This window comes from Haladaptatus sp. W1 (genome assembly GCF_001723155.1).
Lineage (GTDB): Archaea > Halobacteriota > Halobacteria > Halobacteriales > Haladaptataceae > Haladaptatus > Haladaptatus paucihalophilus.
The window spans coordinates 1-13,312 of the sequence record NZ_MEIH01000294.1; the positions used below are offsets into that span (position 1 = coordinate 1).

The following is a 13,312-nucleotide window of genomic DNA, read 5'->3' on the forward strand; positions in this document are numbered from 1 at the left end:
AGGAGAACGACACCAGTATCGTCATGATAGACGGTATCGACGGCTACAAACTGTCGCTCCGGGACGACGACGACCGCGTGCTGGTCCGCAAACTCCACACCCTCTGTCGGTATCTGAAGAACATGGGTATCACCGTCATTCTGGTGGACGAAATCGACACCGTGACCGGCGAATTTCAGGCGACGGAGGCGGGAATCAGCTATCTCGCCGACAATATCGTTTTCCTTCGGCATCTCGAAGTTTCCGGCGAGATGCGCAAGGCCATCGGCGTGCTGAAAAAACGAACCAGCGACTTCGAACGGATGCTCCGCGAGTTCCAGATCACGGAACACGGTCTCAAAGTCGGCGAACCGCTGACCGAACTCAGCGGCGTTCTCTCCGGCTCTCCTGAGTTGGCACGGGAACGTTCGGAGTCGGCCAATGAGTGAGGCGGCCCTCATCCTCGCGCTGGGAAAACGGGAGCGAAACCTCGAACTCCTCGCCGACCTCCTCAAAAACGGCGGCTACGACGTCGAAATCGCGACCAGCATGGACGAGTTCGACGCCCTGCTCGAACAGTGTGACGACGTTGCCCTCGCCGTTTTGGACGTGGACGGCTTCACCGAGGACATCTGGAAGCGCTGTGAACAACTCAACGACCGCGATATTCCCATGCTCGTCCTCGCGGCGCAGATTCCGCCCGCGATGCGCCAAAAGGCGGTCAGCCGAGGTGCACAGACCATCCTCGAAAAGCCGGTCGATAAGGCGGACTTGCAGGCGACGATACGCGGTCTGATGGAATACATCCGCATGAACCGCTAACCTGAACGGGACTTCCGAGATACCGCCGAGTTTCGAAGATTTCTGTTTTGCCTTCTCTTGCGTCGGGCCTATTTTGCTCCCGTCGCTCGGAGCTGTGGGTTCGGCGGCCGTCGAAGGAGAGTAGATGACGATGCGTACGCGCCCCACCGGGAACCATGGGGCAGCATGGGACCACTGGGCGGCGAGGGCCGAAGCGGGTCGTCGGGGGAGACGACCGCGGGGGATGGCTGTCGGTAGAACCGAACAGCCGGGGCGGCGAGGGCCGAAGCGGGTCGTCAGGGGAGACGACCGTGGAGGGTGGGTGTGATGGGGCGCTACGTCGTCATCGATTAGTTCTTCTGGGGATAGATAATTCAGTTCTACCATGTGACTGTCGATAGTATTGCAACTCACCATACTATCGATACTCACGACCCTGTTTCAACTCACTATCCGATTCTAACTCGTAACACTACCTCGCCGTCGTTCGATTTCCGTCGTTACAGTTTGTGTCGGAACGCACGCAGCACGTCGTGGCCGGTTTCGGTCAGCGTCACCTGCTTTTGTCGTCCGACCTTTCTAACTTCGATGTAGCCGTCGCGTTCCAGCGGGTCGACGATGTTCGCGTTCAGCAGGGCGAACTTCGCCTTGTCGTTCGCCGGGTTACTGTCGGCGATGAACGACAACTCTTCGTCCTCGGCGTAGCTGATGAGGTCCTTTTTCTTCGGGGTGTACACGTCCGTGTTCGCCTCTTCAGGTAGTGCATGACGGACACTTGGTCGTGCGTCGGCGATTCGATGGGGTAGGTCGGTAGCACCTCCTCGCCGACGTATCCGTAACTCTGGCGTTCGTTTCGGTCCGCGTACGCGTAGCCTTCGGGGTGGACGTAGTACGCCGTCGCATCGGTTGCCATGCAGGCGATGGCCGCGCCGACCGCCGAGAGCTTCGACCCGCTCGCGACGTTCACCCGAACGATGTCGTCCTCGTGTTCGGAGACGAGCGTCGTGACGATTCCCAGAACGTCGTAGATGTCCATCAGATCGACCGTCCGCGACCGAACCTCGATACCTTCCGCGTCGAGTTCCTCCTTCAACGCGTCGTGATAGTCGGGACTTCCCGGACTATCGTGTTCGAGGAGATAGAGGATGTCTACTCCGTGTTGCTTCACGGGACCCAAGATTCGGTCGTACTCGAATCCGAGCGGAGCGATATGTACCTCGTCGATGGACTGCATGGCGGATTCGTTCGCGCGTTACCCGTTAAAACCGCTAGATTTTCCCGCTGTCGTGCGGGTCCACGGTCGGTGATGGTTCCCCGGACTCGCTCCCTCTTCTGTCTGTTAGCTTCAGTAACTATTATGTGATTTATTCTCGAATATGATATTGAATGAAAATAAATTCGCTATCGGAGCGCGTCAAATCGAACCCCCGATTGCTCGGTGTCCTGTTCGCTGCGACCCTCATTTTGCTCCAAGTACAGTGTGTCGCCGCGAACTTCGCGGACATCAGTCCCGGTCCCTGAGCGACGTCGCTTACAGGTCCGACGTCGATAGCTCGTCGCTCCAGTGGAGCGTGTCGTTCGCTTCGACCGGCATCACCTCCGCGTCGAGCGCGGCATCGAGTTCGTCAGCCGATAACTCGAACGCCCGAACCGTTCCCGACCCGATGTATCTCTGTTCGTCGAACATCGGCGAGAGAACCGTTCCGAGACCGTAGGTTTGTGTCGGATACGCGACGGGAGTGACGACGTAGCCGTCCCCGTTCGGTTCCACGTCCAAGCGAATCGGCTGTCCGCTTTCGCTCTGACACAGGGTCAACGCCCCGTCGCCGACGACGAGGTAGCGATGCCTATCTACCAGTTGCGTTCGTGCGATTTCGAGCGCCACCCGAAGCGGGAATCCCGCGTTGAGTAACCGGGCGAGCGCCTTCCCGACCCGCGTCGCGGCGGAGTTGAGCACGGGTGACATCGTGACGACGCCGCCCTGACTTCCCTTTTCTATCAGCGCGGTACCCTGTTCGTACGAGCGACAGGCGTTGAGCAGGAACGCGTTCGTCTCGACGCTCGACAGCGATTCGGCATCGAGATGCCCGTCCGGGCACCGAAAGCCGTCCGAATCCACGTGGCCGATGAAGTGGACGAAATCCGACGGCAGGGAGAGCAGTTCGGACAACTCGTCGCCAGTCAACTGATGGTGTACGGACACGTCCGATTCGACGAAATCCCGGACGCCGTATTGCTCCGCTACGTCCTTTTCGTCCTCCATCGTCTCGTCGTTGCAGACGACGTGAACGGTTAGCGTCGAGTCGTCCGGGTCGGGTCTGTCGAGGCGTCGGTACAGCGATTCGAGCGTGAGTTTGTTCACCCCCAGGGGATAGCCGTTCCCTATCCACGCGTGTTCCGCCGTCGGTGCGGATGCCACCTGAAAGAAGTCGTCGTCGTCCCACCGCCAGTCGCTCGCATTCCTGGCAAAGTCGTCGAACGCTTTCGGAGGTTCGGTGACGTTCCTTTCCGTCGGATTCGACGGGGTTCGACAGAACGAAAGGTCGTACGCGACGAACGGAAGCGCTTCGACGTTCGCCTTCGTCGGCACGATATCCGTCGTCAGATTCCAGTCCATCGCTACCGATTCGACCCGTTCGAACGGCAGCGAAAGCGCCCTCTCCACCCGGTCGGCGAGCGGCGCGTCGTACAACGACTCGAAATCGACGTCCATCTTCGATTCAACCCGTTTTCGCTCGTACAGCTCGACATCGTAGAACCCCTCCGTCCGGGCGAGACAGTCGAAGAAAAACGTTCGTCGGAGTATCGAATTGACCGTCGCCTCGTAGCCGTCCGGTCCGTCGAGCGACTGCTCGAAATTCCCAGCGATGAGCCGCGGTTCGTCCCCCGCGATGATTTCCGCACCGAGATAGTAGGCCAGCGACGACGCGGCGTACACCCGCGTTCGCTCCGGCGGCAGGACGAGCGTCACGTCCGTTTCCGGCGGCTCGATTTCGGCCGGAACCGAGAACGTCTCCCCGCGTTCGATGAGCGGCGGATGTCCGCGCAAGGTGGGAAACGACCGCTCCGGCGAGAGCGTCTTCAGCGCGGACCCGAACAGCGAGATGGCGCGCATCACATCGCGTACCTCGTCCGTGACGGTTATCGTCCCCGCCGGGTGCTCGTGAAGCGAGCGCGCGCCGACGCGGACGCGCGTCGTTCCCTCACAGTGAACCGTTACCGCGGCTTCCCCCCGTTCGAGTCGAAATCCACTCTCGAACGCGAGGTAGAGCTTCATCGACGTGCTGTTGAGTTCGAGGAGGTAGTCGCCCGCCGGAAACTCGTTGCCGTCTATCTTCGTGCTATCGGCGACGAGCTCGCCGGATTGCGTCCAGACGAGCGGCGAGACGAGTTTCGGAATCTCGACGCTCGCGGTTTCGAATCCGACGGCGGCGTCGACGGGAAAATAAAATCGGCCCGTCCTCGTCTGTACCGGGGTTATCGGCTCGGGAACGTACAGTTCGAACCGGGTGTTCTCAATTGGGTCGCTGATTTCGAGCCCGGTCCGTCGGGTGAGCGTTTCGAACTCCATTCAAACGGTGACGGGTTACAAGCGCACCCATATAGTCGTTTTATCGAACGCCGGGACGTGCCACCGCTGCTCGGGCGGCTGTCCGGGTACCTGCCTGAGTTCGATACGGGCGTCGAACAGCGGCGAAAGCTCGTCGACGAGCGGGTCATCGTCCGGCTTGGGTAGGTGGTAATGGGCCATCCCGCGATGGTCGGCGACGATTTCGGCCGTCCCTTCGACGAACTCCCGTATCGAATCCCGGTCGTCTCGAACGCCCAAATCGACGCCGATGCGGAGTTCGGCCGGGTCGAGTCCGTCGAACTCGTCATCGTAGAAGTCGGCCGCGGCACCGATTTCCCGTCGAATCCCGTCCAAATCGTCGGTTTCCCTCACCGACACGTCGCTCGACGCGCTCGGCCTGGCCGAGCGCTTTTCCCCCGCTCGCTCGACGACCCAGAGACGGTCGTCGGCCACCGAGAGCGAGTCGGGAATCCGGCTGGTCGTATCGAGGAGCGCGAGAACGCGATAACGCCGGTCGCCTTCCCCGAACAGGGTTTGGGTCGCCCGTGCGGTGACGGTATCGGGCACGTCCCCGGTGATAAGCAGGTTGCTTCCCCGTTTCTTTAGCTCGCGGAGATAGCGCACGAACTGGTGCGGGGAGTCGGCAAATCGTGGCCAGCCGGAACTCATGTTATATCAAACTCACACAACCAAAGAAATAAATGTTTCGTCACTCCGTGTCGGTCGCAAGCAGCAGGGTGAACGAAACGACCGCGACCAACAGCAGCGCGAGCGCGAGGTACCCTCGCCACGAACTCGTCGGGAGCGACACCGGACCGACGAACGAAAGGGTTCCGACCGCGAGGCCGACGCCGAGGCCTGCAACGAGCAGTCCGCCGGTTGCGTGGGCGATTTCGCCGCGCCGGGTTTCCGCGGTCCGGCCGATTTGCAAGCCGACTTCCGCCGCGTGGTCGCCGACGTCCCGGACGACGAGGGCGGCACCGACCGCACAGAAGACCACGACCGGCGACGCGCCCAATCCCGCGGCGACGAGCGCCCCGAGGAAGAGTGTCGCGCCGCCGAACGCGAACCCGCTCGCCGAATCGAGCGCGACCCACGGGCGGACGGTCAGGACAGCCATCACCTGCACCATCACGAGCGACAACAGCACGCCGGTGACGCTGCCCGTGATGACCGTCGCCGGGCCGAGTTGCTCCACCAACTGCCACGGCTCCGCGGCCGCGAACCGCGACCCGACCGCGGGGACCAGCATCGACACCACGGCGACGACGCCAGCCAACCCGACCGCGGCGATTCCGCCGGTTGCGAACGCGAGCGTTTGCGGCGGTTCGTCACCCATCCACGCGATGATGACGTGTTGTGCTCCTCTTGCGGCGAGGATCACCAGTTCGAACAGGATGACGACGCCCACAACGCTCTGGAGGATTCCCGAACCGACGGTGAACCGGACGACATCGCCTAACACCGACAGCGCCGTGAGCAGGCTCTCGAACCACCGCGGTCCCCAACCGGAGAACCCGACGATGACCTGCAGCGCGAGGAACATCCAGTATGGCGTCGGCACGGTTTTGAGTCGGAAGCCGAACGGTTCGAGAATCCGGTGGCGGAGGTTCGCCGTCGCCGGAAGCCAGTCGTCCAGTATCGGGACGACCCAGTGGAGCAACTCGACGGCCACCAGACACTCTATCTGGAGGGCGATGAGCATGGCGAGCGTGCTCGACGTGGCGCTTCCCACGAGTATCGCGCTCCCGACCCGCCCGAGCGTTCGAAACACCGTTGCGTGGATGCTCGCCGCGAGGAGCGTTCCGACGACGAGCACCGCGAGGGACCGACGGAGCATGAGATACACCGGAAAGCTGACTCCCGACGAGAGGGAGACGGTCGCGTTGAGCGCGACGGCAGTCACGCCGAGTCCGAGCAGGAGCGAGAACAGCGGCGGCGTCCCGAGTCCGAGGGACACGGTGAGCGCTATCGCCCCCCCGACGATGCCGAGGCTTCCGGCCGCTCGCCGTTCGTTCGCCGCCGACTGCATTCCCATCGCACCGAGCGCGATGCTGACCGCGCCGACGACGCCCGCCGCGACGCTACCGAGGTTACCGGTCCCCCACCCGAGCAGGAGCGCCGTACAGGCTGCGATGACGCTCGCCAACGCGCCGCCGAAACGCGTCGAACTGTGGTTGACCTCCTCGTTCACGCCGACCACCTCGCGCTCTTTTCGACCGCCGTCGCAAGTGGCTCGTCCGGCGACCAGTCGATGGCGCTGATGTTCCCTCGTCGAATCTCGTTCAGCCGCTCCGTCCGGGCAATTTCGGACACCGCACCGCCCGGCGTTTCGGTTCCCGTCATGTCCGGGGTGACGACCGTCACCGCGTGTCCGTACGCGTCGAAGCGCTTTGCCACGTCTACGGCGGTATCGTCGGCCAGCGGTGAGAGGAATATCACCTGCGTCTCCGAGGACAGCCGTTTTCGAAGCCGTTTGAACCGCCGCTCCATCGTTCGCTCGTCGCGCGACGACCCGAACAGTCCGCTGCTACTCGACATCTCCTTCGGCGTCTCCACGTCCTCCAGCGTCGCACGGACGCGGGCGACCTGCTCCCGCCCGCCTCCCGGCGGGAGGAACAGTTGCTGTGACCCGTACAGCGCGACGCCGACGCGGTCGTTCTGCCGGACGAGAGCGTTTGCGATTCGCTCCGCGGCGTACACCGAGAGGTCGATGGCGTCGGGTTCGCCGGACCGCCGAGCGATGCTGGCGGCCGAGCGGGCGTCCACGAGGAGTAACACCGCCGCCGCTCGACTCTCGCGGAAGTTCACCGTCGTCAGTTCCTTCGTCCGGGCGAACCGCTTCCAGTCGATTCGACTCATCGGGTCCGACGGCCGGTACTCCCGCGTCGAGTGGAACTCGATGCCTTCGCCGCTCGCGTCCGTCTCGATGTGCCCCGGCGTCGGGGTGGTCAACTGCGACAGCGGCACGTCCTCGACGAACGTATCACAGGTTATGGTGGCCGGAAGGGTCCGCTCCTCGCGGACTCCCCGCGTCCCGCTCATGGATTTCGCGACGAGCGTCGTCGGGCCGAACTCGTGGGTCCCGCGCTGGCTTCGAACCGCGTAGGAAAACGACACGGTTTCTCCCGGTCCCAAACTCGTCCCGTGGCGCGGCGACCCGTCAACCACTGCGAGCCGTTCCGGCACGCCGTCCACGATACGAAGGTCCGCAATCGCGTCGTCGCCGTCGTTTTCCACCGTGAGCGTGACCGTCACGTCCTCGCTCGGTCGCGGCGACCGCTCTTCTACCTCGCGGTCGAGTTCGACCGACAGCTCCGGCGTCCCCGACGTGAACTGATAGGCCGCGTAGACGAACCCGACGACGGACGAGAGGAACATCACGGTGTTCCCGGTGACGACGCCCGCCGCACCGGCGAGCAGGGCCACCGTCATCCCGGCGTTCAGTTCGGGACCGCCGCTCATTTCGATTCACCGTCGTTCCGTTCTCGCAGTTCGGAAACTGCCCGTTCCGTGCGGCGGTCGAACGTCTTCCCGCGCGCCCAGTCGGTGATGCGCGTTCGAAGCGGGATGTCGGCGCTCGATGTGCCGAAGAAGGCCGCCGCCCGCGGGTCGTCGGTCCACGACCCGTCTTCGAGTCGGTCCCTGGCTTCGGTTTTCGTGTATCCGTCGCCAGCGAGTGTCTCGACCGCGGCGCGTCTGACGTGTCGCCGCGTCGTCGCCCGCCGACTGCGCCGCTCTCTGGACTCCAGACCGAGGTTACCGGACAGGCCGAGGCCGTCGTCCACGTCCGACCCGCTCGTTCGGTGTTCGTCGTAGTGCGCCCGCTCGGGGTCGGTTCGCGGCTGCCAAATTTCGTCCCGTTCGTCCGTCACGCCGTCGCCGAGCGACCAGATGGCGAGCAGTCCGCCCGCACCCGCGAGGAGGAGCACCGTCGTCGGGTCCGCGAGCCACCCGACCAACGGTTTGACGGTCGCTTCCGGCACGGCCCGCGGCGCGAAGACGACGACGAAAGCGAGCAGCAGCGAGGTGACGCCAACCGTCAGCAGGAGGCGTTCGCGGCTCCGGCGGTTCCGGAACGTCCCTCCGACGTACCCGGCGACGCGTCCGACGGCGCGCCCGACGAGACGCATCATTCGTCACCCTCTCTGAAGCGGTCGATTTTGTCGAGTGCCGCGCGGGCGAGTTTCGTGCGGTTCGCCGTCGGCGGCAAGCTCCCGTACCGAACCTCGCGGAAGGCGGCGGTCAACTGACGCACCGCGTCGGCGGGGTAGCCCCGCTGAATCGCTTCGCGTGCGTACTCTCCCGGCGTCGTCGTTCGCCGACGCCTGACCGGGAGGTGCTCGGTCATGGATTCCCACGCCTCTTCGATGCTCGGCGGGCCGCGTTCTTCGGGTTCCGTCGGTGCGGTCCCCCCGTTCGTCGCGGTTCGGCCCTCCGATTTCCCGTCGGAACGGCCGGACAGGGTGGGTCGGGAGAGCGTCTCGGGAATCGAGAACAGGCCGCTGCCGACGCTGCCGATGGCGAGGAGCGTCCCGCTGAAGCCGCGTCCCATGACGGCTATCATCCTCCCGAGCGCCGAACCGAGTCCGACGGTGCTCGCGGCGAGGCCGCGTCCGACTTCGCCCAGCAGGCCGATGGCGTCGTCCGCGAGTCGCGGAATCGACGCCGAGAATCCGACGACGAGGCCCATCGTTCTGGCGGGTATCTTCCCGACGAGTTCGCCGACAGGAATCCCGCGAACCGTGAGCGGTATCGCGCCGTCGCCGTCCAGCGCGAGGGTTCCCCTCCGGAACCCGACGGCGAGGAATGCGCCCCCGATGAGGACGAGGATTCCGACCGTCTTCCCGAGTATCTGCAGGAGCGCGGTCCCGTTACCCGGCGATTGCGACGCGCTCACTGCTGTCGTCGTTGTCGTGGCTGTTTCCGAGTCGGCCGACCCGCCGCTCGATTCGCTGTTCGTCGTCGTTTGCGCCGTCGTCGTTGCGACCGTTCCCGGGTCGGATGGGTTTCCGGCGCTGACGGTCGAGCGACTGCCAGTGCTCGGCGCACCCGGAGTATCGGCGCGGTTGCCGCCTCCCGGACCGGCGGGGTACGACCCGAATCCGGTAGCGGGGAACAGCGACGCACCGAAGATGACCGCGAGGACACAGAGGGCAATGAGGGCGGCGCGGAGGCGATTGCGTTCCACAGGTGTTGGGTTTCTTTCCCATCAGGCAAATATCTTACTTCTCAACTGGACACGTCTTTGAACCAACATTCATGTGGTGCGACCACGACGAGTTACGTACGACATGTCACGAGACCCCGCCCTGACTCGGCGAATCATCGCCACCCTCGCGTGCGTGCTGCTCGCAGACTTCCTCCTCGTGGGTTGTGTTGCGTTCCTCCTCCGCCCGTGGCTCGCGCCCGTCGCAACCGCCCTCCCGTCCGGGCTGGGATGGCTGGCGCTCGTCGTCCCGGTGACCGCGGCCGTCGCGTGGGCGCAACTGCGATACACCCGCCGCGAAGCCCTCTCGTCGGTCGATGCCACCGTCGTCACCGACGAGGAGTACCCCGACCTGCTCGCCCGCGTTCGACGGCTTGCGACCGGCGCGGACGTCGCGGTTCCGACCGTCGCCGTCGCCGAGACGGACGTGCCCAACGCCTTCACCGTCGGGATGCCCCGACACGCGACGCTCGTCGTTTCGACCGGCTTGCTCTCCGCGCTCTCCGCCGACGAACTCGACGCGGTGCTCGCCCACGAACTCGCACACGTCAAGAACCGCGACGCGATGGTGATGACCTTGGCGACCTTCCTCCCCTCACTGGCGGGCGACTACTCCCTGCTGGAGGACCTCGGTCTGTCTCGGTCCGCCCGGCGGACCGTCTGGCTCGCCGCTATCGTCCTCCTCTACGTTCCCAGCGCGGCCGTCATCGATGCACCGCTGTTCGGCGTCCGCTACACCGTTACCTACGTCTTGCTCGTCGCGTTCGTCCTGCTGTTCGGCGGGGCCGCCCTCGGATTGTTGGCGATGCCGGTCGTCTCGCTCGCCGGTCGCCTCTCCCACGACCGGGAGTTCATCGCCGACCGCGCGGGCGCGACGCTTTCGGGCAGTCCGGCGTCCATGGCCGGTGCGCTCAGGACGCTCGGCGAGGACGCACCGGCCGCGTCCGACCGAGACGCCCGCGCCGTGGACGGCGTGAAACAGCTCTGTTTCCTCCCCGGCGGGTTCGGCGACGAGGGCGGCGCGCTCGAATCGCTCCCAATTTCGGTCCAAACCCATCCGCCCGTGGACGACCGCCTCGATGAGCTTCGTTCGCTCACGGCCGACTCCGACCGCTGACCGCTCTGGCCGTTATCGTCCCGAAAAAGACGGCGCGACCGGCCGTCACGTCGTTTCGTCTGCCGATTCGATCGGCGGGCAAACCGCCGATTCGTTCCGTGCTTCTACTTCTCTTCGGCCGATTCGATATGTTCGATGGCCGAGTTTATCGCGTTTCGTTCAGCGACTCGATTCGTTGCCGGACCGACGTGAAGACGCCCGCCCACTTCAGTTCGAACAGCCCCCACGCCAGGAGCGACAGGGCCCCGACGAGGACGGCGAACAGTTCGGGAACGCCGATCCAGACCGGCGTGATGTACATCAGACCGTTGAGGTACTTGCCGGGGATGGCGTCTTTGACGCCGATCCAGAACTGATTGACGAAGCCGTTCGACCTCGATTTGAGCGCCGCCTTCTGCGCGCTCGGGCCGCTCGCGCTCTCGTCGCCGGTGCCGAGGCGTTCGGCTTCGTACGGGAACGCTATCTGAACGTCCCAGACGATTTTCCCCTTCTCGTTCACTTCGAAGACGCGGTTACCGTTCGAGTCGGTGATGAGGGTGTGACCGTTCGGCAGGCGGTCGGCGTCGCGGGGCCACTGCATCTTCGAATCCTGCCACGTCCACGTCCGCTCCCACGAGCCGTTCTCGCGCTGATACTCGACCACGCGGTTGTTCTCGGAGTCGGCGACGAGTTCCGCCGGGCCGCCGTTCGACTCGTTGATGAAGTCGGGATTGTGCTGCTCGTAGAGGATGTCGTAGTCGTCTTCCTTCCCGAGCGTCCAGTTCTTCTCCAACCCGCTTCCGGGGTCGAGGAACAGCACCCGGTCGTTGTTCCGGGCGCTGACCGCGATTCGGCCGTCGTCGAGGACTTGGACGTTGTTGATGTGCGTCCAGTCGTCAGGATACGTACCGCCGGTTTTGCTGGTCGATAACGCGTCGCTCGCGTTCCACGTCCACCCGACCGTCCCGCTCGTCGTGTTGACGATGAACACGCGGTCGAGGAAGATGTCCGCGACAACGAAGTGCGTCTCGTTCAGGCGGTCGACGTCGTGATACCGGGTGGCTTCCTTCCCCGGCGTGACCTCCGACCAGATGGGGGTGACGTCGCCGGTCGTCAGGTTGACGCGCTCGATACCGTTCCGCGTACAGGCACCGACCTCGCCGTGGACGTCCATGTACGTGTCCCACGTCTCCTGGTCCACGTTGCGCCGCGAGAGGTTCCAGTCCGTCGGACACTCCGCTTTCTTCAGGTGCTCCGCGTAGGAGTACTCGACCGTCGTCTTCGTTCCCTTCACTGGGTCGACGTCCCAGTATCGTGTGTGGGAGTCGTTGTAGTACAGAATCGACCCGTTCGGGTTGAACGCGACGAGTTCCGCCCGCGCTCGCGGGCCGCTCGCCTCGCGGCCGAGCCAGGAGTTGGAGTCGGTTGCGATCACCGTTATGTTCTGACGGGGGGAGACCATTTGACCCGTTTCGGCCCTGATTTCGGACTGTGTTTTGCCGCGGAAATCCGCGGAACTTCCGGGGTTCGTGGCGTACGCGTTCACGACCGCGAGCCCGGATAGTATCACCAGTCCGGCAAAGAAGAGCCGAATTATCCGCTTTGATACCATTACCCCCTTCTATTGCGTCCGAAAATATACCGGTTTTGACCGAGTCTGACAAACAACTATTAATTTATCGTATGAAATGAATGGAGACTGGATGTGAAAGAGATGTGTACGTACCGTTTTCGCCCCGAATAACGACGCACGGCGAGTTTTGAGGTCCGGTTCGGCTCTCGTTCCGCAACCGAAAGACGCAGAAGGGGTGCGTTCGTATTCCTTACGGATGAGTAATTCAGGAACACAGCTCCGGTCGTTCGGCGTGGGTCTCCTCCTCTCGGTCGGGGCGTACGGCGTCGGCCAAGTCGTCGCCGCGGTCGCGGTCCTCGCCTTCATGGCCGTCGGTATCGATATTCTGAACCGACCTGCGCTCCTCCTCGCGGTCAGCGCCGTCATGCTCCAAGGCGTCACGTTCGGTGGTATCGCACTCGGCTACCTCTCCTATCGAAACCTCGGACTCGATTTTATCCACATTCGCGTCCCGTCGCTTCGTGACATCGGTATCGCAGTCGCCGGATTCGTCGCCCTTTTCGCACTCCTCCAGTTGATCTCCCAAGTGACGCAAGCCCTCGGGGTTCAGTCCGCGCAGAACTCCATCGTCGATATGGCGAGCGGCAATCCCGACATCTACCTGCTGTTGATTCCCCTCTCGTTCCTGCTCATTGGCCCTGGCGAGGAACTTCTGTACCGCGGACTCATTCAGGGGATGCTCCGCAAGGTGTTCCATCCCGTCCGGGCCATCGTCTTGGCGAGCGCGATTTTCGCGTCCATTCACTTCTTCTCGTTGTTGGGCGGAAACGTCGGTAAATTCGTCTACATCGCCACCGTGTTCACGCTGGCACTCGTTCTCGGTAGCCTGTACGAGTACACCGACAACCTCGCGGTTCCGATGCTCGTCCACGGCGCGTACAACGCGACACTGTTCGGACTGCAGTACCTCATGGCGACGGGGCAACTCCCATCGTAACTCCAAATAACAACTCAATCCCCATATTTTAATAATCTCTTCCTAACCGAACGCCACTTCATAGCAGCTGGATTAATAACTCAGTA

At 63.5% G+C, this 13,312-nt stretch carries 12 protein-coding genes and 1 pseudogene; 5 read left to right on the forward strand and 8 right to left on the reverse strand.

Features of this window, described 5'->3' with window-relative positions:
• On the forward strand, nucleotides 1-428 hold a 428-nt coding region (locus BG842_RS14520; protein ID WP_303645369.1), incomplete at its 5' end, for an ATPase domain-containing protein.
• Complete coding sequence (locus BG842_RS14525; protein ID WP_069449183.1) at nucleotides 421-801, forward strand: two-component system response regulator; 381 nt, start codon at nucleotides 421-423, stop codon at nucleotides 799-801. The genes BG842_RS14520 and BG842_RS14525, both read left to right, overlap by 8 nt.
• A gap of 479 nt (nucleotides 802-1,280) precedes the next feature.
• Here the strand turns inward: BG842_RS14525 and BG842_RS14530 are convergent.
• Nucleotides 1,281-2,014 (reverse strand): annotated as a pseudogene (locus BG842_RS14530) (DUF6293 family protein).
• Between the two features lie 152 nt (nucleotides 2,015-2,166).
• Between BG842_RS14530 and BG842_RS32560 the strand changes: the two are divergent.
• A complete protein-coding gene (locus BG842_RS32560; protein ID WP_007978153.1) occupies nucleotides 2,167-2,301 on the forward strand; it encodes a hypothetical protein in 135 nt (44 codons plus the stop codon).
• 10 nt (nucleotides 2,302-2,311) lie between these two features.
• On the opposite strand, the gene BG842_RS14535 is transcribed toward BG842_RS32560, so the two are convergent.
• From BG842_RS14535 to BG842_RS14560, 6 genes are read right to left on the reverse strand one after another with little or no spacing between them, the layout of a single operon-like run.
• Nucleotides 2,312-4,351 carry a hypothetical protein gene (locus BG842_RS14535; RefSeq protein WP_069451296.1) on the reverse strand — a complete coding sequence of 680 codons (2,040 nt, stop codon included), beginning with the start codon at nucleotides 4,349-4,351 and terminating at the stop codon, nucleotides 2,312-2,314.
• Between the two features lie 15 nt (nucleotides 4,352-4,366).
• Nucleotides 4,367-5,020, reverse strand: coding sequence for a hypothetical protein (locus tag BG842_RS14540; protein WP_069451297.1), 654 nt, complete (start codon nucleotides 5,018-5,020; stop codon nucleotides 4,367-4,369).
• 40 nt (nucleotides 5,021-5,060) lie between these two features.
• On the reverse strand, nucleotides 5,061-6,545 hold the full coding sequence (locus BG842_RS14545; protein ID WP_254663181.1) for a hypothetical protein: 1,485 nt from the start codon (nucleotides 6,543-6,545) through the stop codon (nucleotides 5,061-5,063).
• A complete protein-coding gene (locus BG842_RS14550; protein WP_069451299.1) occupies nucleotides 6,542-7,816 on the reverse strand; it encodes a DUF58 domain-containing protein in 1,275 nt (424 codons plus the stop codon). The genes BG842_RS14545 and BG842_RS14550 overlap by 4 nt, the downstream gene beginning before the upstream one ends.
• Nucleotides 7,813-8,484, reverse strand: coding sequence for a hypothetical protein (locus BG842_RS14555; RefSeq protein ID WP_254663182.1), 672 nt, complete (start codon nucleotides 8,482-8,484; stop codon nucleotides 7,813-7,815). The genes BG842_RS14550 and BG842_RS14555 overlap by 4 nt, the downstream gene beginning before the upstream one ends.
• Nucleotides 8,484-9,542: a DUF4129 domain-containing protein gene (locus tag BG842_RS14560; RefSeq protein WP_069451301.1), complete on the reverse strand. Its 1,059-nt coding sequence runs from the start codon at nucleotides 9,540-9,542 to the stop codon at nucleotides 8,484-8,486. The genes BG842_RS14555 and BG842_RS14560 overlap by 1 nt, the downstream gene beginning before the upstream one ends.
• A 103-nt stretch (nucleotides 9,543-9,645) precedes the next feature.
• On the opposite strand from BG842_RS14560, the gene BG842_RS14565 reads away from it, so the two are divergent.
• The gene (locus BG842_RS14565) at nucleotides 9,646-10,677 is read left to right on the forward strand and encodes a M48 family metalloprotease (RefSeq protein ID WP_069451302.1); all 1,032 of its coding nucleotides are present in this window, start codon (nucleotides 9,646-9,648) and stop codon (nucleotides 10,675-10,677) included.
• Nucleotides 10,678-10,822: 145 nt separating this feature from the next.
• On the opposite strand, the gene BG842_RS14570 is transcribed toward BG842_RS14565, so the two are convergent.
• Complete coding sequence (locus BG842_RS14570) at nucleotides 10,823-12,268, reverse strand: arylsulfotransferase family protein (protein ID WP_394327480.1); 1,446 nt, start codon at nucleotides 12,266-12,268, stop codon at nucleotides 10,823-10,825.
• A 217-nt stretch (nucleotides 12,269-12,485) separates the two neighbouring features.
• On the opposite strand from BG842_RS14570, the gene BG842_RS14575 reads away from it, so the two are divergent.
• On the forward strand, nucleotides 12,486-13,226 hold the full coding sequence (locus BG842_RS14575) for a CPBP family intramembrane glutamic endopeptidase (RefSeq protein WP_069451303.1): 741 nt from the start codon (nucleotides 12,486-12,488) through the stop codon (nucleotides 13,224-13,226).
• Nucleotides 13,227-13,312 lie beyond the last annotated feature (86 nt).